This is a genomic window from Candidatus Endomicrobiellum trichonymphae (assembly GCF_002355835.1).
GTDB lineage: Bacteria > Elusimicrobiota > Endomicrobiia > Endomicrobiales > Endomicrobiaceae > Endomicrobiellum > Endomicrobiellum trichonymphae.
Genome location: NZ_AP017459.1, coordinates 172,902 through 191,603, shown reverse-complemented (window position 1 = coordinate 191,603; position 18,702 = coordinate 172,902). Strand labels below are relative to the sequence as shown.

The 18,702-nt window shown below is 33.9% G+C and carries 17 protein-coding genes and 1 pseudogene; 2 read left to right on the top strand and 16 right to left on the bottom strand.

From position 1 onward, the window contains the following. The first annotated feature begins 198 nt into the window (after positions 1–198). A complete protein-coding gene (locus tag RSTT_RS00950) occupies positions 199–2,733 on the top strand; it encodes a TIGR03960 family B12-binding radical SAM protein (protein ID WP_096525350.1) in 2,535 nt (844 codons plus the stop codon). Positions 2,734–3,121: 388 nt separating this feature from the next. Here the strand turns inward: RSTT_RS00950 and RSTT_RS00945 are convergent, their stop codons facing one another. From RSTT_RS00945 to RSTT_RS00910, 8 genes and pseudogenes are all read right to left on the bottom strand, one after another. Next, the gene (locus RSTT_RS00945) at positions 3,122–3,496 is read right to left on the bottom strand and encodes a hypothetical protein (protein ID WP_096525349.1); all 375 of its coding nucleotides are present in this window, start codon (positions 3,494–3,496) and stop codon (positions 3,122–3,124) included. A 7-nt stretch (positions 3,497–3,503) separates the two neighbouring features. Next, entirely contained in the window at positions 3,504–5,549 is a 2,046-nt protein-coding gene (locus RSTT_RS00940; RefSeq protein WP_269457771.1) for a DEAD/DEAH box helicase family protein, read from the bottom strand. Then, the gene (locus tag RSTT_RS00935; RefSeq protein WP_096525347.1) at positions 5,546–5,827 is read right to left on the bottom strand and encodes a hypothetical protein; all 282 of its coding nucleotides are present in this window, start codon (positions 5,825–5,827) and stop codon (positions 5,546–5,548) included. The genes RSTT_RS00940 and RSTT_RS00935 overlap by 4 nt, the downstream gene beginning before the upstream one ends. Beyond that, a pseudogene (locus RSTT_RS00930) lies at positions 5,811–6,926 on the bottom strand (AAA family ATPase); the annotation flags it as partial. The pseudogene RSTT_RS00930 and the gene RSTT_RS00935, both read right to left, overlap by 17 nt. A gap of 265 nt (positions 6,927–7,191) precedes the next feature. Beyond that, on the bottom strand, positions 7,192–7,998 hold the full coding sequence (locus RSTT_RS00925) for an AAA family ATPase (RefSeq protein WP_096525345.1): 807 nt from the start codon (positions 7,996–7,998) through the stop codon (positions 7,192–7,194). 24 nt (positions 7,999–8,022) lie between these two features. After that, positions 8,023–8,352 (bottom strand): hypothetical protein, encoded by a 330-nt coding sequence (locus RSTT_RS00920; protein ID WP_096525344.1) that lies wholly within the window; start codon positions 8,350–8,352, stop codon positions 8,023–8,025. Between the two features lie 190 nt (positions 8,353–8,542). Further along, positions 8,543–9,097, bottom strand: coding sequence for a hypothetical protein (locus RSTT_RS00915; protein ID WP_096525343.1), 555 nt, complete (start codon positions 9,095–9,097; stop codon positions 8,543–8,545). Between the two features lies 1 nt (position 9,098). Beyond that, a complete protein-coding gene (locus RSTT_RS00910; protein ID WP_096525342.1) occupies positions 9,099–9,707 on the bottom strand; it encodes a DNA methyltransferase in 609 nt (202 codons plus the stop codon). Between the two features lie 226 nt (positions 9,708–9,933). Between RSTT_RS00910 and RSTT_RS00900 the strand changes: the two genes are divergently transcribed. Further along, complete coding sequence (locus RSTT_RS00900; protein WP_096525340.1) at positions 9,934–10,392, top strand: hypothetical protein; 459 nt, start codon at positions 9,934–9,936, stop codon at positions 10,390–10,392. Between the two features lie 988 nt (positions 10,393–11,380). On the opposite strand, the gene trpA is transcribed toward RSTT_RS00900, so the two are convergent. The 8 genes from trpA to RSTT_RS00860 all read right to left on the bottom strand — a co-directional run bounded on the left by trpA (position 11,381) and on the right by RSTT_RS00860 (position 18,493). Beyond that, positions 11,381–12,193, bottom strand: a complete 813-nt coding sequence (gene trpA, locus RSTT_RS00890; protein WP_096525338.1) for a tryptophan synthase subunit alpha — start codon at positions 12,191–12,193, stop codon at positions 11,381–11,383. Next, entirely contained in the window at positions 12,186–13,370 is a 1,185-nt protein-coding gene (trpB, locus tag RSTT_RS00885) for a tryptophan synthase subunit beta (protein ID WP_096525337.1), read from the bottom strand. The genes trpA and trpB overlap by 8 nt, the downstream gene beginning before the upstream one ends. Positions 13,371–13,511: 141 nt before the next feature. Continuing rightward, positions 13,512–14,114 (bottom strand): phosphoribosylanthranilate isomerase, encoded by a 603-nt coding sequence (locus RSTT_RS00880; protein WP_096525336.1) that lies wholly within the window; start codon positions 14,112–14,114, stop codon positions 13,512–13,514. A 213-nt stretch (positions 14,115–14,327) separates the two neighbouring features. Next, on the bottom strand, positions 14,328–15,104 hold the full coding sequence (trpC, locus tag RSTT_RS00875; RefSeq protein WP_015423131.1) for an indole-3-glycerol phosphate synthase TrpC: 777 nt from the start codon (positions 15,102–15,104) through the stop codon (positions 14,328–14,330). A gap of 204 nt (positions 15,105–15,308) precedes the next feature. After that, entirely contained in the window at positions 15,309–15,446 is a 138-nt protein-coding gene (locus tag RSTT_RS06035; protein ID WP_172412802.1) for a hypothetical protein, read from the bottom strand. Next, positions 15,436–16,446: an anthranilate phosphoribosyltransferase gene (gene trpD / locus RSTT_RS00870; protein ID WP_096525335.1), complete on the bottom strand. Its 1,011-nt coding sequence runs from the start codon at positions 16,444–16,446 to the stop codon at positions 15,436–15,438. Before trpD ends, RSTT_RS06035 begins: the two co-directional genes overlap by 11 nt. Then, positions 16,443–17,021 carry an anthranilate synthase component II gene (locus tag RSTT_RS00865; RefSeq protein ID WP_015423129.1) on the bottom strand — a complete coding sequence of 193 codons (579 nt, stop codon included), beginning with the start codon at positions 17,019–17,021 and terminating at the stop codon, positions 16,443–16,445. Before RSTT_RS00865 ends, trpD begins: the two co-directional genes overlap by 4 nt. Continuing rightward, the gene (locus tag RSTT_RS00860; protein WP_015423128.1) at positions 17,018–18,493 is read right to left on the bottom strand and encodes an anthranilate synthase component I family protein; all 1,476 of its coding nucleotides are present in this window, start codon (positions 18,491–18,493) and stop codon (positions 17,018–17,020) included. The genes RSTT_RS00865 and RSTT_RS00860 overlap by 4 nt, the downstream gene beginning before the upstream one ends. Positions 18,494–18,702 lie beyond the last annotated feature (209 nt).

Below are 18,702 nucleotides of genomic sequence, written 5' to 3'. Positions count from 1 at the left end.
TCCGACAAAATATTTAACTATCATTTTAATTGGGGGCACATCATTTTTTTTGTTATTGCCTACTATCGGATATACTTTTCAGCTTGATTTTCCTCGAATAAATAATAAGCAAAGGAATAAAAGCTAAGAGTTTAGAGACAGGTTAGGTTCCCTTTCCCCGTCCCTGTAGTTAAAAAAGGGAGCATAAAAAGAGGAAAAATGAAAGAAAATACAACGATGGAAAACTGCTGGAAAGTACGAGAGAAAAGTAGCTGTTATACGCAACTTATGAAAAAACTGTCCAAAATTAACGAAATATTAAATATTGTGAAAAAACCCGCAAGATATATAAATAGCGAGTTAAATTCGCATCCCGCCGATATGTCTGCGGATTTTTCGGTAGTCTTATGTTTTCCTGATATTTACGAAGTCGGCGCCTCTAATCTCGGAATTGAAATCCTTTATCATTTAATTAATGAAAAAAAGCTTGCCCGTTGCGAGAGAGCGTTTGCTCCGGACATCGACTTAGAGTTGCTTTTAAAAGAAAAAAAACTTAGTCTTTTCTCGCTGGAATCCGGCAGCGATTTAAAGAGTTTTGATATTCTGGGCTTTACAATTCAGTGCGAACTTGTTGCGACAAACATTGTCAATATTCTTGACTTATCGGGCATTTCCATATTTTCAAAAGACAGAAAAGACGACGAACCGCTAATAATCGCCGGCGGGCCCGCTCTGACTAATCCCGAACCTTTCTGCGATTTTTTTGATATGTTTGTTTTAGGCGACGGCGAAGAAGCGATAGAAAATATAATAAGCGTATGTAAAGAATCTAAGAAAGCCGGGCTTTCAAGATTAGAAACTTTAAAAAATTTGTCAAAAATAGACGGCGTATATGCGCCGTCGTTTTATAATGTCAAATATAATGACGATAATACTGTAAAATCTGTAATCCCCGTATCAGAAGATATAAAGCCGGTTGTTAAAAAAAGAATTTTAAACCTTGAAAATGCGTATTTCCCGGAAAAAAAAATAATCCCTTTTGTAAAGACTGTGCATGACAGATTGAACATTGAAGTGGCAAGAGGATGTCCCGGACAATGCCGTTTCTGTCAGGCGTCAAAATATTACCATCCATGGAGGCAGAGACCTCCTGAAAAACTGCTTGATCTCATAAAAAAGGGTATACAATCTACAGGTTTTGAAGAAATTTCTTTTTCGTCTCTTTCGTGCAGCGACTATAAAAATTTAGACGAGTTGTTAATTGAAACAAACAATTTGTGCGGCAAATCAAATCTCAGCATTTCGCTGCCGTCTTTAAGATGCAACAAACATTCTCTTAAAGCCGCACGTTATGTCAACACAAGCAAAAGACCTACACTCACCTTTGCGCCTGAAGCAGGCACGGAGAGAATGCGTAATGTAATAGGTAAATATCTTTCTGAAAAACAAATAGTTGAAACTCTGCTTACCGCAAGCGCTATGGGATGGAAAGTTATAAAACTTTATTTTATGATAGGTCTCCCTACGGAAGCCGATGAAGATATAGCGGGTATAGAACGCCTCGTAAAACTTGTTAGAAAAAAAGCAAAGGATTTAAATTTTAATATTACTGTTTCGCCTTTTGTCCCGAAAGCACAGACAGCCTTTCAATGGGCGCCGATGGCAGGCGCGGACGAAATAAAACGAAAAATTAATCTTTTAAATAAACTACTTCCGGCAAATGTAAAAACGCATAATCGCAGAGCGGGTATCTTAGAGGCTTTAATTGCAAAAGGTGACAGGCGGCTTTCATCTGTAATTTATAAAGCATGGCAGAAAGGTGCGAGATTCGACCAGTGGACTGACAAGTTTGTCAGTGATATATGGGACGAGGCTCTCGCTGAAAGCGGAATTGATTTAAATTTTTATGTGTACAGAAATATAAAATATGACGAAATTCTGCCGTGGGAGCATCTGAATTTCGGTATGTCAAAAGAAGCGCTGTATAAGGAATACACTAAAGGCATAAATGAAACAGTCGATATTGCGGCGATACAATCTTATGAAGCACAGTGCATTCTGCCTGAAAATTATGCGGAGATTAAAATTCCGACTGACGCCCCCGTTATGCGCTTAAGACTTCGTTTTTCAAAAAAAGGCGCCGTCAGATTCGTGTCTCATTTAGAACAGGTTGAAGTATTCCGCAGAACCGCAAGACGTTCTGGACTTCCCGTAGCATTTACTGCGGGTTTCAGTCCTCAGGTTAAATCATCTTACGGACCGCCGCTTTCTGTAGGTCAAGAAAGTTCAAGCGAATATATGGAATTATATTTTACGCAGAAAGTGAATATTGAAAATGTTAAGCTGGAATTTTCAAAAGCGCTGCCGGATGGATTTAGATTACTCGACGTAAAAAAAGTACCTTTAAATTTTCCGGCTATAAACATTTCGTCAAACATTTCAGAGTATAAAATAAAAAATGCAGATATCGCTCAGGAAAAAATCGATAAATTTTTATCTCAAGGTTTAATTATAGTGGAGAAAACGAAAAAAGGGAAAACCGTTGAGATCGATGCTAAACCTTTAATAAAATCTTTCAAAAATGAAAACAGCGTTTTAAAATTACAGCTTCGTTTTAGCAGCGGCAAATCTGTAAGACCTGAAGCGGTTTTAAAAAAACTGCTGGGGAATCAAGACAATTCCGGGAAAATATATGCAGTTGAAAGAACTAATTTATATATTGAAACAAAAAATGGGGAAATATATGAACCATAAAATATCAGATTTATGCCTTTAGTCGTTATTCTCTGTTTAATCGCGTTATAAAAATGTGCCTTTCTGTTGCAGAAATAATACCAGAAAAACTTATTTCGCCGGCAGGAAAATTTCTCCCGCTGTTTATGAGAAGTTTCTCAATGCTACAAACATATTTAATACCTGTTAAATTTGATTTTTAAATTCTTATAATAGAGTAGGAAGTTTATTGTTACAAGCATATAAACTTTTACAAAGTAACCATTAATATGCGTATATATTTTGCTTATTTTTGATGTTTGCTTTCAGTGAAATTATTGTGAGTTCCGCTAATCAAAGAATCTTATAGCTTGCCCCTAAAAGGTTTTACTTCAGAAAAGAAAAATCTCCATTAGTATGCCAATATGTCTTATATTCCCCCCCCCCCCCCCCTATGGGATTTATTGGTATCATCAGTATAAAGCCTTAAATCAAACTCAATATTTAGTCCTTTATAGGGATAGGGAGTGTTGAGACTGAGGAACAACTTTTCAAAATCATCAACCTTGTTCTCATAATCGGCATGGCTTGTTCCTTTAGGATCTATGAATATAATTTTATAATTATTCCCTTTTTTAATCCAAAAGATGAAATCAGGGGAAAATTTTCTGTATCTGTTATCTTTTCTGTAAAAATACGGTATTCCAATTTTTTCGTCCAAAGTTTCGTCTATTTTGCTAAACATCCATTCTGATGATATATTTTCTCGACTTATATATTTTTCAAGAGCCTGAATAAATTTCACTTCGCTCTCATTTACTATTAATTATATGGTTTATATAATCTATTTTTTCTTTTCTTGAATAAATTAATGGCAAATAATAATGTTTCGCTATATTTTTTATTTTTAATTCTCTAAATTCAGCCTCTTTCTTTTTGCCTATTTTTACATCTTCAATTTCTGAGTTTAACAATTCAACATTTTCAGTTTCTAAATTAGATATTTTTATATGCTTAAAATGTATTATTTCGTCCTCAAGTTTTTTAAGTCCAGAAAATTTTTTATTTTTTACAGCAGTATGAGAAATCAATTTGTTAAACAAAAAATCCATATCATTATAAACATTATCCTCTTTTATTTGAAAAAAATTATCGTCGTCAATTTTCTCAAGTAAAAGATTGAGATTTTCTAAAGATAATAATAAAAGGTTTTTATTGAATTCTTTAATATATTCTCTAATGTTTTCTTTTGTTTGCTCTGAAATATTAAACTTTGCAAAATTATTTCTTGGCGCTTCTTCCTCATAATGAGGAGTGTTTTTAAAAATACCTTTTAACTCTTCGTCTTTTGTTTTCTGTTCTTCAATTGTTTCAAAAATGCTGGCTATAGAATTCTTATCGGTTGCAAAAATAAAAAGCGTTTCTAAAAGTCTATTTTTATTTGTATCATTTTCAGGTAATCTCTTTCTTTTGCCTTTCACAGGCTCTATTCTAACGCCTCGTCCTATGCTTTGTAAAACAAACTTTTTAGCCTCTTTTCCGCCGATATTTATCATATTTATTACATTCGGTCTATTACTGTCCCAGCCCTCATAAAAACTACGGCTTCCAAGCAAAAGATTTATATCCTCATTATCATTTATCCCTTGAAATACAGTCTTTTTTTCAGGAGAAGTTACATATTGATAATTACCGCCTAATTTTTCCCTTTGAAATTTCTTAGCATCGCCTATTTTAATGAGCGCAAACGGTTTATCTGTTGTTTCTAATTTTAATACTATTTCTTTCTCCTTTTCGCCTTCTAAAAGTTCAATTTTGCCGGGCTTTTTAGTATTAAAAATATTTTCTAACAAATCCTTAAGAATAATTTTGTCAAATAATTCTTTATCAAAAGAAAATTTTTCTTGCCCAAATATATATTTTTTGTTGTCTGATAATTCTTGTTCAAACTCGTCTTTTGCTTTATCAAAAATTTGATATGCGATACTGTCGGTTGCTATCTCTTCTATCTTCTTAAAAAATAAAAGTAAGTCAGAGTCGGCTGTATTTATTGAATTTACTAGAGTTATAAGCAGAGGATCGTGATAATATCCTTGTTTTTTTGATTTCTTGATTAAAGTAAAAGCTAGTAAAGATTTTAAGACTTGTTGCTGTTTTTCTATCTCGCTTAATTCGTTTTTTTCGGCTGCAAAAGTAAAACAAGCATGACTTAAATATAAGTTTTTTCCGTAGCCTTCTGAGATAAATTTTTCAAGATTAAAATTAAAACAAGTTGTCGAGTAATCTATATTCTCCGTAAAAGTTGCAGAGAAATTAAATAAAAACCCGTTTCTTGATAAAACAGAAACATAATTTTGCGCTGAAGAATTTTCTTTTTCTCCGCGATGCGCTTCATCTAGAAATATATACCAGTTTCCTTCGTTATCGTAATTTCTGTAGTCTAAAATACTTTCTTTGCGCTCATCTCTTAACAAATCGCTTCTATAATAAACCTTTATGGAATGGTCGTAATTAAAGCCTTGTTTATCATCCTCATAGTTTATGAGATTTATAAGTTCAATTTTTCTTTCTCTGCTTTTGTTGAATTCTTCTATTTCTCTTTTAAACTGTTTTATCAAGTCTTCTCTTGGAAGCAGCATTATTTCTTTTCTCGGGATAAGTTTTTGTTTCTGTAAATAATCTAAAAGTTCAATAGTTTTTATCAAAACAATACTTTTCCCCGAACCTGTCGACATCCAAAAACAAGCCCTGTTTAAAAAAGCGGCATCTGCGACATATTCTTCAGTTCCTCCCCCTAAAACTTTATAATCTTTTGAATAATTTTGAAAAAACTTAAATCTGCCGCTTGTATTGCCTATGCTTTTATCTTTATTGTTTGTAAATTTACGTACAGCAAAGGCTTTGTCTTTAAGTCCGATTTTGTATGGAGAGTTTGTTTATCGGGACTTGCATTGCCGTTTTGAAAAGTTTTAAAAGACAAATAAAGCGCTTTTGTTATATTTTTAAGCGCTTGTTTTTGATATGGAAACCCCTCTAAATTTTTATTTTCAGAAAAACAAGAAATACTAGGAAGCTGCCAATTGTTCAACTGGGCATAATCTATCTGTTCTAAAATCTTTTCAAGAGTGATTTTCATTATTTTTTTCTCTAGTTATATTATTTACTGCTTTAACTAATGAATTATAGTGCGTTGAATCATCTTTTTTCACGGCTTTTATTATATCAGTACTTTCGGCTAAATCCGGGAATCCTATTAAGTTATTGATCGTCAAACTATGACTGTGATAATGCATAAATTTTCTTGCTCTTTCACAATCAACCCGATTAGAAATCAAATCATGAATGTTCTCCTCAATACTTTTACGGGACAAATATTTAAAACTCAAATATGTTTCAACAAACCTCCTTAAGACATTAGGTAAATAATATAGATGTTCAAAAGTGTCTTTTGGCTCGGGATCGTTATTAAATTTATTTATCAATGAGAATAAATAAACATATTCAGACTTATATTTCTCAATCACATCCTCGCTTTTAGTTAATATAGATTCGTCACAATGTGATTTTTTTATTCTTTTAATTAAATACCCTTGCTTTTCAGACCAATCGCAAAATAAATTATAAAATTCAATATTATGTGTTGAAATAAATAACTGCTTGCATTTGCAAATATGTTTTTTATTTTTGTACTCATAAAATATATCTCTTATAAAAGAATAAATATTGAACAAATGATTTGAATCCAAACTTGAAACCGGATCGTCAATATAAACTATTGTATCAGCTATATTGTTATTTTGTTCTTCAAGTTTCGCCGCAAAATAGGCGAATGAAATTGCTGTTTTCTCTCCTTCACTTAAATTCTTTGCTATTTCCGTTCCGCGAACCAGCTTAAACTTTTTATCCTCTGTTGGTTCAATCTTAATATTGTCTTTTTCAAAAAATATTTTTAAGTATTCATTTACTTTTTCAGCGCCTTTACCACTTTCATCTAACTGTGCTTTTATTTTGCCGATTTCTTCTTTATCTTTCTCAATTTTTGTTCGTTCACTTTCTAATAGCATTTGCCTTTCAGAATACTTTTCTATCTTTTCAAACTCTGCTGCAAAATGCTCTTTTAATTTTGCAATTGCGGCATTTTTCTCTCTCTCAAAATTATCTGTTCTATCATTATTTTTTCTTATGATAGCGTTGAAGTCTGCTAAAGCTTTTTCTAATTCTTTTGTGTTATTTACAAATCGAGTAACTTCTAATTTATCAAAAGGTTTTTCTTGCTTTGTTTTTAAATCTCTACAGCATCGTTAAAATTATGAATTTCTTTTTCAAGAATAGGTTTGGCTTTTTTAAAATCTGGTTGAATATCTGTATAAAAAGCAATTTCCTCAGGCAAAGAATTTAATTTTATTTCAAAGATATTTAATTCTTCCAGCAGTGTTTCAATATCATTTTTTAATAACTCATAATCTCTAGAAAAGTGTTCATTTAATTTAGGCAGCAGATCTATTGGCAGCGGGTTTCCGCAAAATTCACAAACTGTTTTACCTCATGCAGATTTTTGCCTGTTTCTACCCAACTGTTAATTTGTGGATCTTTAAGTAATTCTTCAATTTTATTAGAAGATATTTGCCGGTATAATTTTTCTTCAGATTTTTCTCTTAGTATTTCCAGATCTTTAATATTAAATGTTATATTCTCAATAATCGGTTTTTGTTCTGTTGACAGCGCTCGCGTTTTATATTTATCAAAATCAGTTTTTAAAATATATCCTGAAGTATCGTTTTTTACCTTTTCAATAATTTTTTCCAAATATTTCTTGTCAAAATTGCTTAAACTTAGTATACTTTTAATTTCTTTTGCTTTATATGTAGCTGCCTTATCTATGTCTTTTTTGTTTCTTCCATTTTCTTCGCGGATTTTTATTAATGTTTCTTCTTTTTTTCTTAACTCTGTTTGCAGTTTAATGTTTTCTTCGCCTAGCATAAGTATTATGGGTTCAATAATATCATCTATATCCCACTTTAGATTTTCCTTCATGAAATCGGAATTGAAAACGCGGATATTGGGTTTCGGCGATGAAAAATTATTGTCATATTTCTTCCCTGATATTTCGAGTTCAAATTTTGCGTCTGCGTAATCACGGTGCTTTTCGCTCTTTTCTAAACATCTAAACACTCTTGAAAGCATAGTTTTGCCTGAATAATTCCAGCCATAAATAAGATTGAATTTCTTAAACTCTGGAACTTCGCCATTATTTTCAAAGTTTTTAAAACCCCCAAAATCTTTTATCTTATTTATTCTACTAATCATTGTTCTTTATATCTCCTATATCTGTTATTCGCCCCACCAAAGTAAGGGTTTTAACAGTCTTATAAATTCAATCTTTTCAGAATTCGCCATATCTTTATAATTAGTTTTCATCTCTTTGTTTTCGCCGTCTAATAATACGCCTGTTTTAGTTATTCTCTTTATAGGTAATCCCTTAAGATTAGATATTGTTTCCGCAAAATCTATATCTTTGTATAATTTGTTAAAATCAACTTCCAAAATTTCGCTTTCTATGCTTAATACATCGGCAAATTTTTGGTCTGCTTTAAAAGTATAAGTTTCAAATGGGTTTTTGGTATCCCATAGAGTAGATGGAATATTTTCTGAATACTTCATATTTCTTAAAGTATTTTCGTATTGTTCTAAAGAATAATACTTGAAAAATTGAGAAACTCCTTTCCCATTTTGACTTATTCCATTTTTCCAACAATCAGAAAAAATAATTTTTTTTATTCTTGGAATAATAATAGTATCAATATGCGCTCCTAATTCAATAATGATATATTTTCTATCACCATCATCCTCTTTATTTGCACTTATTATAGCCTCTGCGGTAGTTCCCTAAATAAATTCCAGTAGACTCAAACATTGAAAGAAATTGCTTTATTGTATTTATACTTTTAGGAGTTTCGAACTTATTGTGTCCTAAAATATCTTTTAGATATGAACTTCCATATTGGGGGTTTGAGAATTTAGCGTCTTGCCATAGAGTTTTTGGTATTTCTACATCAGAGGATGATGTAGAAATAATATTATTTTTGACAATATAAGTTTCTTTCTCTTCTTTTACTCTTTCGAATTTTCTCTGCCAAACTACTTTTTCGTCTCTCTGATTTATAGATAAAATAAAAGAAAACCCCTGACTTTCATATTTATTTTTCAGACTTTCTACGAAATTGTCGTTAAACAGCTGTTTTTCTCTATTATAAATTTTGCTATATTCTTCATCTGTTATCATATATATTTTATTATCTTTAACAAGTATTGGATAATATCTATTTGGTCTTTCTACTCTTTTTGAGTTTGTTCCGCCTCTTTTCAATGGAAATGGCTTTTTTTCGTCATTTTTCTTAATGAACAATTTACCTGAGTGCAGTATATGAAATTCTGTATGTTTTAGAAATTTTGTCAGCGACTCTTCCTTGAGGATTGCACTTTGTTATAATGGTTGTTATATAGTTATTTTTACCGAATACATTATCTTGCAAAAATGTTAAATATCTTAATTCAATATCGTCAATAGCTGTTATGTTTATTCCATTATCTTTTAGTAACTTCCTGGATAACTCCATTCTATTATGTATAATAGTTAGCCATGATGAATCCTTATAATTATTAATATATATTATAGGAGATGAATTTGTATTGTAAGGCGGGTCGATATAAATACACTGTATTTTTTCTTTGTATCTTTCCTGCAAAGTATTAAGAGCCTGATAGTTCTCGCTGTGTATTAACCTGCCGTCCAACGCTTCGTCTAAATTATCAAATAAGGCTAAAATATCTAATTCTAAATCTTTGAAACGTTTTGTATCTATCGACAAATATTTATGCGCTTCTGATCTTTCGGAGAAACTAAAATTATTATCTACCATTCCCAATTCTTGCCATTCTTTTATCTGCTCTTTTAGGTTTGAATGTTTTGATAATTTGTTTATTATTTCATCCGTTATGAAATGTCTGATTTGCATATAAAAGCACTCAGCTTTTATTCAGCTTCTGCTATAGAGATATTTAAGAATAATAGAATGTATAAGACTGAACAAAAAATTAGACGATTAGTTTCCAGAGGTCTTATTTACTTAATAGAAACTAATTTAAGTCTAAGACGAGAAAAAAATACTACTATAAAATGTAATCAAGAAAATTTTGATTATCTATTGTGTTTTGCTCATTGGTTATCAGAACTGCAGAATAATGCTGATTTTTTACCATAACGAATTTGATTGTTTTATCGAAGTAACACCAGATTATCGTGTTAATACTGAAAACAGTACGAAATATAAGAATTTTTTAGAAAAATATAAGCAGCGTCCTGATCCTAATGCAATTTACCCAATCAAAAATGATGAAATCGATAAAAATTTTATTGAAGAAGCAAAAAAAGCTTTCTTTCAAGATACTGATATTAAATTTGAAGAAATGTGTAATATGATTGAATTACCTACCGAATATACTAAAAACGGCTATGAAATTGCCAGCAATATACTTTCAAAATTAATTAACGATATTATTAATCTTCCAGACTTAAATATTGATGAAGTTAATATTGATAAAATACTTAATTTTTTATGCATTTCAACAGATAAAATAAGACAAATAGAAGGCAAAAATTTTGAGGTTCTTCCTTGTTTGGGAGCGAGAAAAAAGAGATAACAGATTTTAAATAAAGTCTATATTAGAAATTGATGACAATATTATTTTTTCTCCGGTTACGCTTCATAATCTATTAAATATATGGATGTCTGCTTTTTTATTTAATAAGCAGGTGGAAAAAAAGATATGAAAAACAAATAGTCGTAGATATTGTTGACGTTTTAAAAAAGAAACAGTTTCAATATGTTAGAATTACATTCTAGAGATAGTGCAGGCAATCATCCTAATGATTTAGGAGATTATGATATAAAAATAGAGATATCTATGTTATTGAGTGCAAATTCTTACAAAAAGTAGGCTCTATTTTTGAAGCTAGTATGGAACAGAAAAGATTTTTCTTTGAAAAGAAATCTGCTGAAAAATTTCAAAAACGAATTGATTATATAAAGGGGGATTATATAAGATTTTTTAAAAGTCAGAATCTAATTGTAGATTCTAGTTATAAAATTAAACCCTTTATGATAACAAATAAAGTGTTTGCTTCTTTTTTAAAAAAATTAATTCCCCAATACTTTCTTTTTATGAATTTAAAAAATTGTTGATAGTATAGCACTATTCTAAATCTAACTTGAAATATTATTTAAGGTATGCTATTTGGCTGTCCGACAATGAAAACTTCTGAAACAATATTCTACAAACTGTTGGAATAGTAGAAACAGTTAAAAAAGTGTCATTTCTGCAAAAGTAAGAAATCCGCTTTTATCAAAAATATATGGCAAGAGGTAAGAATTTTAGTTCTGCCTATCACAAGAATAATACGGCGACTGAAATAATCCTAAACTTATCTGTTGAAATTCTTTTTTGTTACGTCAACCCTATCTTGTCTTTTCCTAAAACAACAACTTTCGCTTTTTCCTTCCCTCAAAAGAAAAAGTCTATGGCAGGAGCTATCATAGTCTTTTGGCAGGAAACATCTCTTCTCTTTAAAGCTATTGATATTTCAAACCATGAAAGTCGGGTAAAAACATTTTTCCGGCATATTTTAATCTCAGTCCTGTATAACTCTCTTGATTTCTGAAACATATTCCGCAAGTTTGGAAGCGGCGCTTTCTTTATACTCTGCAATTATTTTTACAACAGCGCTTCCTATTATCACACCGTCGGCAGACTTTGTCACTTTTTTTGCCTGCTCGGGAGTAGAAATCCCAAATCCTACAGCAACAGGCGTATCCGTCACTTTCTTTATTTCAGAGACTATAGCGTCAATATTGGTGGTTATCCTGCTTCTCACTCCCGTAACGCCAAGCGATGAAACAAGATATATAAAACCTTCCGCCTGCTTTGCCAAAACACTTATTCTCTCTTTAGACGTAGGAGCTATGAGCGTAATAATCGTTATGTCGTATTTATCAGTAAAACTTTTGATTTCGTCCTGCTCTTCAAAAGGCATATCTGGAACGATTATGCCGTTTATTCCCGTACTGGCGCACTTTTTAAAAAACTTTTCATATCCATAAGAAAACAAAGGATTTAAATACGTCATAAATACAAGCGGAACATTTGACTTTTTTCGGACGTTTTCAACAACATTAAAAATATCATCTAAATCTATATTTTTTGACAATGCTCTTGTCATTGCATTTTGTATCGTCTCACCCTCTGCCACAGGATCCGAAAAAGGTATGCCTATTTCTATTAAATCAGATCCATTTTCAGCCATTGTCAAAACGTAGTCTTCAGTTTTATCAAGAGACGGATCTCCAGCCGTAAGATATGTTATCAGAGCCTTTCCATTTTTAAATATTTCTGTGATAAGCCACCTGCTTTTTGAGGCAGCAGTAGAAGAACGGATATTATTCATTAATATTTACCCCCTTGTATTTGGCAATCATTGCAACATCTTTATCGCCTCTGCCAGAAATACAGACAACTATTATCTCGTCTTTTTTCATTTCAGGGGCAATCTTAATTGCATAATGCATTGCATGCGCAGATTCTATTGCGGGAATAATTCCTTCGGTTTTTGATAAAAATTCAAATGCTCCGACAGCTTCATCATCGGTAACGGGAACATACTGCGCTCTTTTTGTATCGTGCAGATACGCATGTTCCGGACCTATGCCCGGATAATCAAGTCCTGCAGAAATCGAATATACAGGCGCAATTTGTCCTTTTTCCGTCTGGCAGAAATACGATTTCATTCCGTGAAATATTCCAAGCCTGCCTTTTGCAATTGTAGCAGCGGTTTCAAAAGTGTCAACGCCTTTGCCAGCAGCTTCGCAGCCTATAAGCCTGACTTCATTATCGTTTATAAAATTGTAAAAAGCGCCTATTGAATTTGACCCTCCTCCGACGCAGGCTATAACAGCGGACGGAAGAATAGATTCTCTTTTCATCAACTGTTCTTTTATTTCCTTGCTTATAACACTTTGAAAATCCCTCACAATCTGCGGATATGGATGTGGTCCCATTACCGAACCCAAAACATAAAATGTATCATCAACCCTTTTGCTCCACTCTCTCATAGTTTCGCTTACGGCATCCTTTAAAGTTTTCGTGCCGCTTTTTACAGGATGAACTTCTGCGCCAAGCAGCTGCATTCTGAAAACATTTAAAGCCTGTCTTTCGGTATCCTCTTCGCCCATAAAAATTTCGCATTCCATGCCAAGCAGTGCAGCGGCTGTCGCAGTCGCAACTCCGTGCTGCCCCGCTCCAGTTTCCGCTATAACTCTTTTTTTGCCCATTTTTTTGGCAAGCAGAGTCTGCCCCAAAACGTTGTTTATTTTATGCGATCCGGTATGATTTAAATCTTCCCTTTTTAAATATATTTTTGCCCCGCCGAGTTTTTCGGTAACATTCTTAGCATAATATAACTCCGAAGGTCTTCCAGCATACCCGTTGAGCAGAGCAGTAAGCTCCTCGTTAAAATGCCCGTCATTTTTAAAACTGTTATAAGCCGATTCAAGTTCGTTCACGGCACTCATAAGAGTTTCCGTAATATACTGGCCGCCATGAATCCCAAATTTTCCTTTTGACATTATCTATCTCCTTCCTCTATGATTGTCATTCTGAAAAACAAAAGCCTGAAGGTGTTTTTAAAACTATAAAATCCGGATTATTCCATCCGCAACGTCGCTGCCAGCCTTATAATGACAGACAAAGAACTCTGCATCCGGTTTTTATAAACTTCTTAAAATTTTTACCGTCTCAATAATTTTATTCAAATCTTTTACGCCATTCGTTTCAACGCCGCTGCTTAAATCAACGCAATAAGGATTCAACTTTTTTAACGCTTCCGCAATATTATCTCTATTCAGTCCACCAGCAAGAAAAAATGGGTTTCTGAACTCTTTAAGCAAATCCCAATCAAAAATTTTTCCGCTGCCGCCGTATTCGAAGCTGCTATACGTATCAAAAAGCATAAAATCCGCTTTTGTCGCGGCGCTGTAAATTTTATCTTTTACCCTCACGGCTTTTACAACCGGTTTTTTAATTCTCTCTTTTAATCTGCCTATGTAAGACTCATCTTCTCCGCCGTGAAGCTGAACCAAATCTATGGTTTTATCCTCACACAAATTTACAATATTATCAATTTTATCGTTTACAAAAACGCCGACCGACTGAATTGTATCATCAAGTAAAGATCTGAATCTTACAGCAGTGTTAAAATCTATTTTTCTTTTTACGCCTGCAAAAACAAAACCGGCATAATCCGGCTTTGCAATGTTTACAAAACTTACGTCCTCTTCTCTTTTAAGTCCGCATATTTTTATTTTCGGCATTAACTGCAATTCTCCGCTGATTTTTATCACTTAAAACCTGACGTCCCGGCCTTCGTCGTCTTGTATCAAATCAAACCGGCAAGTCTTGCCGCAAAAACTGCGAAAAGACCCGCTATTGTCTCAAATGTCAGGCAGAAACCGTTTATTATTTTCTACCCATCCCCACACCGATAGATTTATCAGACCCGGCGACAGACGGCAGTCAGTTCTTTTTCAGTCTTTCAATTCTCTAAGACGTTCCGCAATATTTCCGCTTTTCATAAGTTCTTCGCCTATCAAAACCGCATTGACATCATTTGCTTTAAGAATATCTATATGTTTTTTCGTTTTAATTCCACTTTCTGAAACAAAAATTTTATCGACCGGCACAAGTCTGCGGAGTTTCATACTGTTGCCAAAATCAACTTCAAAAGTTCTAAGATTCCTGTTATTTACGCCTATTATCTCCGCACCGGCTTTCAACGCTGTCTCAATTTCTTCCTCATTGTGAGCTTCAACAAGACAAGACATACCGAGTCCCTGCGCCGTCTCCAAAAATTCCTTTAAAACATCGTATGATAAAACAGCACATATTAAAAGAACTGCATCCGCGCCGATGACTCTCGATTCATATATTTGGTAAGAATCTATTATAAAATCTTTGCGCAAAACAGGTATTTTAACAATACTTTTTATCTCCTGCAAATACCTTATGCTGCCAAGAAAAAAATTCGGTTCAGTGAGAACGGAAATCGCGGCGGCTCCAGTTTTTTCATATTCCAGAGCAATTTCTTTATATTTAAAGTCAGTTGAAATCAATCCTTTTGACGGCGATGCCTTTTTAACTTCGCAGATAAAATTTATTCCCGCTTTTGATAATGCTTTTTTAAAAGAAACAAAATTCTTTTTTTTATTTAATAAGGCTTCTCTTTTCGCTGTTTTAAAAGATTTTTGAAGTTTTGCTTTTTCCACTCTTACTTTTGTTGCCGCGACAATTTTATCCAATATCATTTTTATTATTATACCTCATTAACACTTTTACAAAAATAAATCTCACGTTCAAACATTTTATGCTTTTCAGGACAATGGAAAAACGACAACTTATCATCAATTTCTTTATATCCCTTGACCTTCAGCTTTTAATCTTTGATTACCTGCACTTTCCGACCTTTACCTCAATTCACTCCACGATATGAGGAAAAAGAAATAAGAGAATCACACTCCGCAACGATTAAATCCCGCTGCCTTTGACTGTGCTCCGTTCGTCCGAATTACACCGACCGGACAACATCTCTCAAACGGACAAGCAAGACAAACCGCTATCAAGCACATTCCTTTTCCTTTAAGTCTCATGCGACGCCTTTATAAACTCGTCAAGTTTATTTAACGCTTTTTTACTGTCAATCATATCCTGAGCCATTCTCAAACACTGCTTAAGCGTCATATTATCATAAAACATATATAAGCACACAGCGGAATTTAAAACAACGGTATCTCTTTTAGCTCCCTGCTCGCCGTTTAAAATATTTAACGCTATTTCTCTGTTTTCCTGAGGCGTTCCGCCTATCAATTCAGATAAGCTGCATCTTTTTAATCCAAACTGTTCCGGCGTAATAAAGAAACTGTTTAATCTGCCGCGATTTACTTCGCAAATAGTCGTAGTGTCAGACAATGTTATTTCGTCAAGTCCGTCATGCCCGTGTACTACCATCGCTCTTTTTACACCTAGATTTACAAGTACACTCGCTATAGGCTCCACAAGATTTTCATCGTAAACGCCGATAAGCTCATAACTTGCTTTCGCCGGATTTGCAAGAGGTCCTAAAATATTAAATATCGTTCTTATACCAAGCTCTTTTCTCACTTTAGCCACATATTTCATTGACGAATGAAATGTCTGCGCCATTAAAAAGCACATTCCGACTTTTTTTAATATCGCTTCGCACTGCTGCGGGCTAAGCATTATATTTACTCCTAAAACTTCAAGCAAATCCGCGCTTCCGCATTTGCTCGATACGCTTCTGTTGCCATGTTTTGCAACCGGCACGCCAGCCGCCGCAATGATAAAAGACGATATTGTTGAAATGTTAAACGTCGCAAGTTCATCGCCGCCTGTTCCCACAATATCAAGCACGTCAAATTCGGGATTTAATTTCTGACATTTTTCCCTCATAACCATTGCGCAAGCCGTTATCTCTTCAATAGTCTCGCCTTTAAGTCTCAATGACGTAAGAAAAGACGCAATCTGCGCATCGGTAGCTCCGCCGTCCATTATCCGATTCATTACTTCTTTTGTTTTATCTATTGTAAGATTATTCCTGTTTACGATTTCATAAATAGCTTCCCGTATCATCTTGTCCCCCTCAAACTGAGAAAGTTTTCAATTATCGTCATTCCATTTTTTGTAAGCACCGACTCCGGGTGAAACTGCAGTCCGTAAAGATCGCAGTCCTGATGTTTTACGCCCATTACCTGCGATTCTTCATCTTCGGCTATCACAAGCAGCTCATCGGGAATAGTCGCTCTGTCTGCAATTAGGGAATGATACCTTGCGGCTCTAAGAACAGGAGAAAGTCCTTTAAAAACAGGGCTGCCGTTAGCAATATGTATATCGCTGGTTTTGCCGTGCTTTAACGTTTTTGCATACGTAATCTTTGCTCCAAACACCTCACATATCGCCTGATGTCCCAGACAAACTCCCAGTATCGGTATTTTCCCTTTAAAATATTTTATCGTTTCTTCACATACTCCCGCGGCATCCGGTCTTCCCGGACCCGGCGAAATAATTAAATTTGTCGCATTTAATTCCTCTATCTCTTTAACCGTCATTTCATCATTTTTTATAACTTTTACGTCCTTATTTATAGTTCCGACATACTGGTAAAGGTTATAAGAAAAACTGTCGTAATTATCTATAATCAAAATCATATTTTCTCCTCCTGTGCAATTTGAAGCGCATTAATAACTGCACGCGCTTTTTGACTACACTCGTTATATTCTTTTTCCGGATCGCTGTCTGCAACAACACCAGCACCGGACTGAACATAAACTTTCCCGTTTTGCAGTTTTACCATTCTTATTGCAATACACATATCCATATTTCCTGTAAAATCTATGTACCCTATCGCACCGCCGTAAGTCCCGCGTTTATGTTTCTCCAAATCGTTTATAATCTCGCAGGCTCTCTTTTTGGGAGCGCCGGATAAAGTTCCCGCTGGAAGAACCGCTGACAAAGCGTCGAGATGATCATAACCGTCCTCTATAGTTGAACTTAGTACCGACGCTATGTGACTTACATGCGAAAATTTCAAAATTTTCATATATTCCGTTACCTTTACAGAACCGAACTCGCTGACTTTGCCTAAATCATTTCTTCCTAAATCCACAAGCATATTATGTTCCGAAAGTTCTTTTTCGTCGTTTAAAAGCTGCGAAATAAGAAATTCGTCTTCGGCGGCGTTCGCTCCGCGTCTGCACGTTCCAGCTAGAGCATAATTTGTTATTTTTTTATTTTTTAAAGTAACAAGCGTCTCAGGCGAAGCACCAGCAATCTCAATATCTCCGAAATTGAAATAAAACATATACGGCGACGGATTTGTAGTTCTTAAAACTCTGTATGTCTGTATAAGACTGCCACTGAAATCCGCCTCAGCTCTGTTTGATATCACAGCCTGAAAAATATCGCCTTCGCGTATATGTCCTTTCACTTTTTCAACCATATTAATAAACTCTTTTTTATCATGAAGCATTTTGAAGTCCGACTTAAGTTCTGACTTTTGCTCTTTTTTTGCCACGCCGTTCCTTATAAGATATTCCATTTTCTTGAGTTTTTCTTCCGCTTTTATAAAATTCTTTTCAAAATCTCTCACGGGAACGTTTACTACAATAAAAATTTTTTGTTTTAAATGATCAAAAGCTATAATCGTATCAAAGAGCATAAGATAAAAATCATCAAAATTTTCGTCATTTAAATTTGAAAGATTTAAAGATTTCTTACCGTACTTAACAAAATCGTAAGAAAAGTATCCCGCTAATCCACCCGTAAACGGAGGCATATACTCTATCTTAGGACTTTTATATTCCGAAATGATATCTCTCAATATTTTTACAGGGTTATCCGTTGTTATTTCTTTCTTTGCGCCGTTGTCTATAAAAATTTTATTATTGTTGCATCTGACGGTAAATTTCGGGTCGCAGCCAAGAAAAGAATATCTTCCCCAAGTCTCTCCGAAAGCAAAACTCTCGACGCTTTCAAGCAGATAACATTTTTTATTTGCCGACGTAAAAATTTTGAGGATTTCAACAGACGTTCTGATATCCGCAAAAATTTCTGTACATACTGGAACTATAGTGCAATCCTCAAAAAACTTTTTCGCCTCTTCAAACGAAGGTCTAATCATTTTTCTCTCCTATGTAAAGTAAAAAAAAACGCCTGTCCATGACATAAAAATATATGTCAAGGACGGACGTATAAAATTATCCGCGGTACCACCTTGATTTACGGGAATAGCAAAAACCAAATCCGAACTTTTTAAGAGCGCTGATACCCACATCGCAAATAACGACTGCTATGCGTCGCGGAATACTAGGGATATTACAGCCGGATAGA

Bases quoted from the DNA above. Each gene is read 5' to 3' on its own strand.
- RSTT_RS00950 (WP_096525350.1), top strand. From the start codon at position 199: ATGAAAGAAAATACAACGATGGAAAACTGCTGGAAAGTACGAGAGAAA.
- RSTT_RS00935 (WP_096525347.1), bottom strand. From the start codon at position 5,827: ATGAAAATCACTCTTGAAAAGATTTTAGAACAGATAGATTATGCCCAG.
- RSTT_RS00925 (WP_096525345.1), bottom strand. From the start codon at position 7,998: ATGATTAGTAGAATAAATAAGATAAAAGATTTTGGGGGTTTTAAAAAC.
- RSTT_RS00920 (WP_096525344.1), bottom strand. From the start codon at position 8,352: ATGAAGTATTCAGAAAATATTCCATCTACTCTATGGGATACCAAAAAC.
- RSTT_RS00910 (WP_096525342.1), bottom strand. From the start codon at position 9,707: ATGCAAATCAGACATTTCATAACGGATGAAATAATAAACAAATTATCA.
- RSTT_RS00900 (WP_096525340.1), top strand. From the start codon at position 9,934: ATGCTGATTTTTTACCATAACGAATTTGATTGTTTTATCGAAGTAACA.
- trpA (WP_096525338.1), bottom strand. From the start codon at position 12,193: ATGAATAATATCCGTTCTTCTACTGCTGCCTCAAAAAGCAGGTGGCTT.
- trpB (WP_096525337.1), bottom strand. From the start codon at position 13,370: ATGTCAAAAGGAAAATTTGGGATTCATGGCGGCCAGTATATTACGGAA.
- RSTT_RS00880 (WP_096525336.1), bottom strand. From the start codon at position 14,114: ATGCCGAAAATAAAAATATGCGGACTTAAAAGAGAAGAGGACGTAAGT.
- trpC (WP_015423131.1), bottom strand. From the start codon at position 15,104: ATGATATTGGATAAAATTGTCGCGGCAACAAAAGTAAGAGTGGAAAAA.
- RSTT_RS06035 (WP_172412802.1), bottom strand. From the start codon at position 15,446: ATGAGACTTAAAGGAAAAGGAATGTGCTTGATAGCGGTTTGTCTTGCT.
- trpD (WP_096525335.1), bottom strand. From the start codon at position 16,446: ATGATACGGGAAGCTATTTATGAAATCGTAAACAGGAATAATCTTACA.
- RSTT_RS00865 (WP_015423129.1), bottom strand. From the start codon at position 17,021: ATGATTTTGATTATAGATAATTACGACAGTTTTTCTTATAACCTTTAC.
- RSTT_RS00860 (WP_015423128.1), bottom strand. From the start codon at position 18,493: ATGATTAGACCTTCGTTTGAAGAGGCGAAAAAGTTTTTTGAGGATTGC.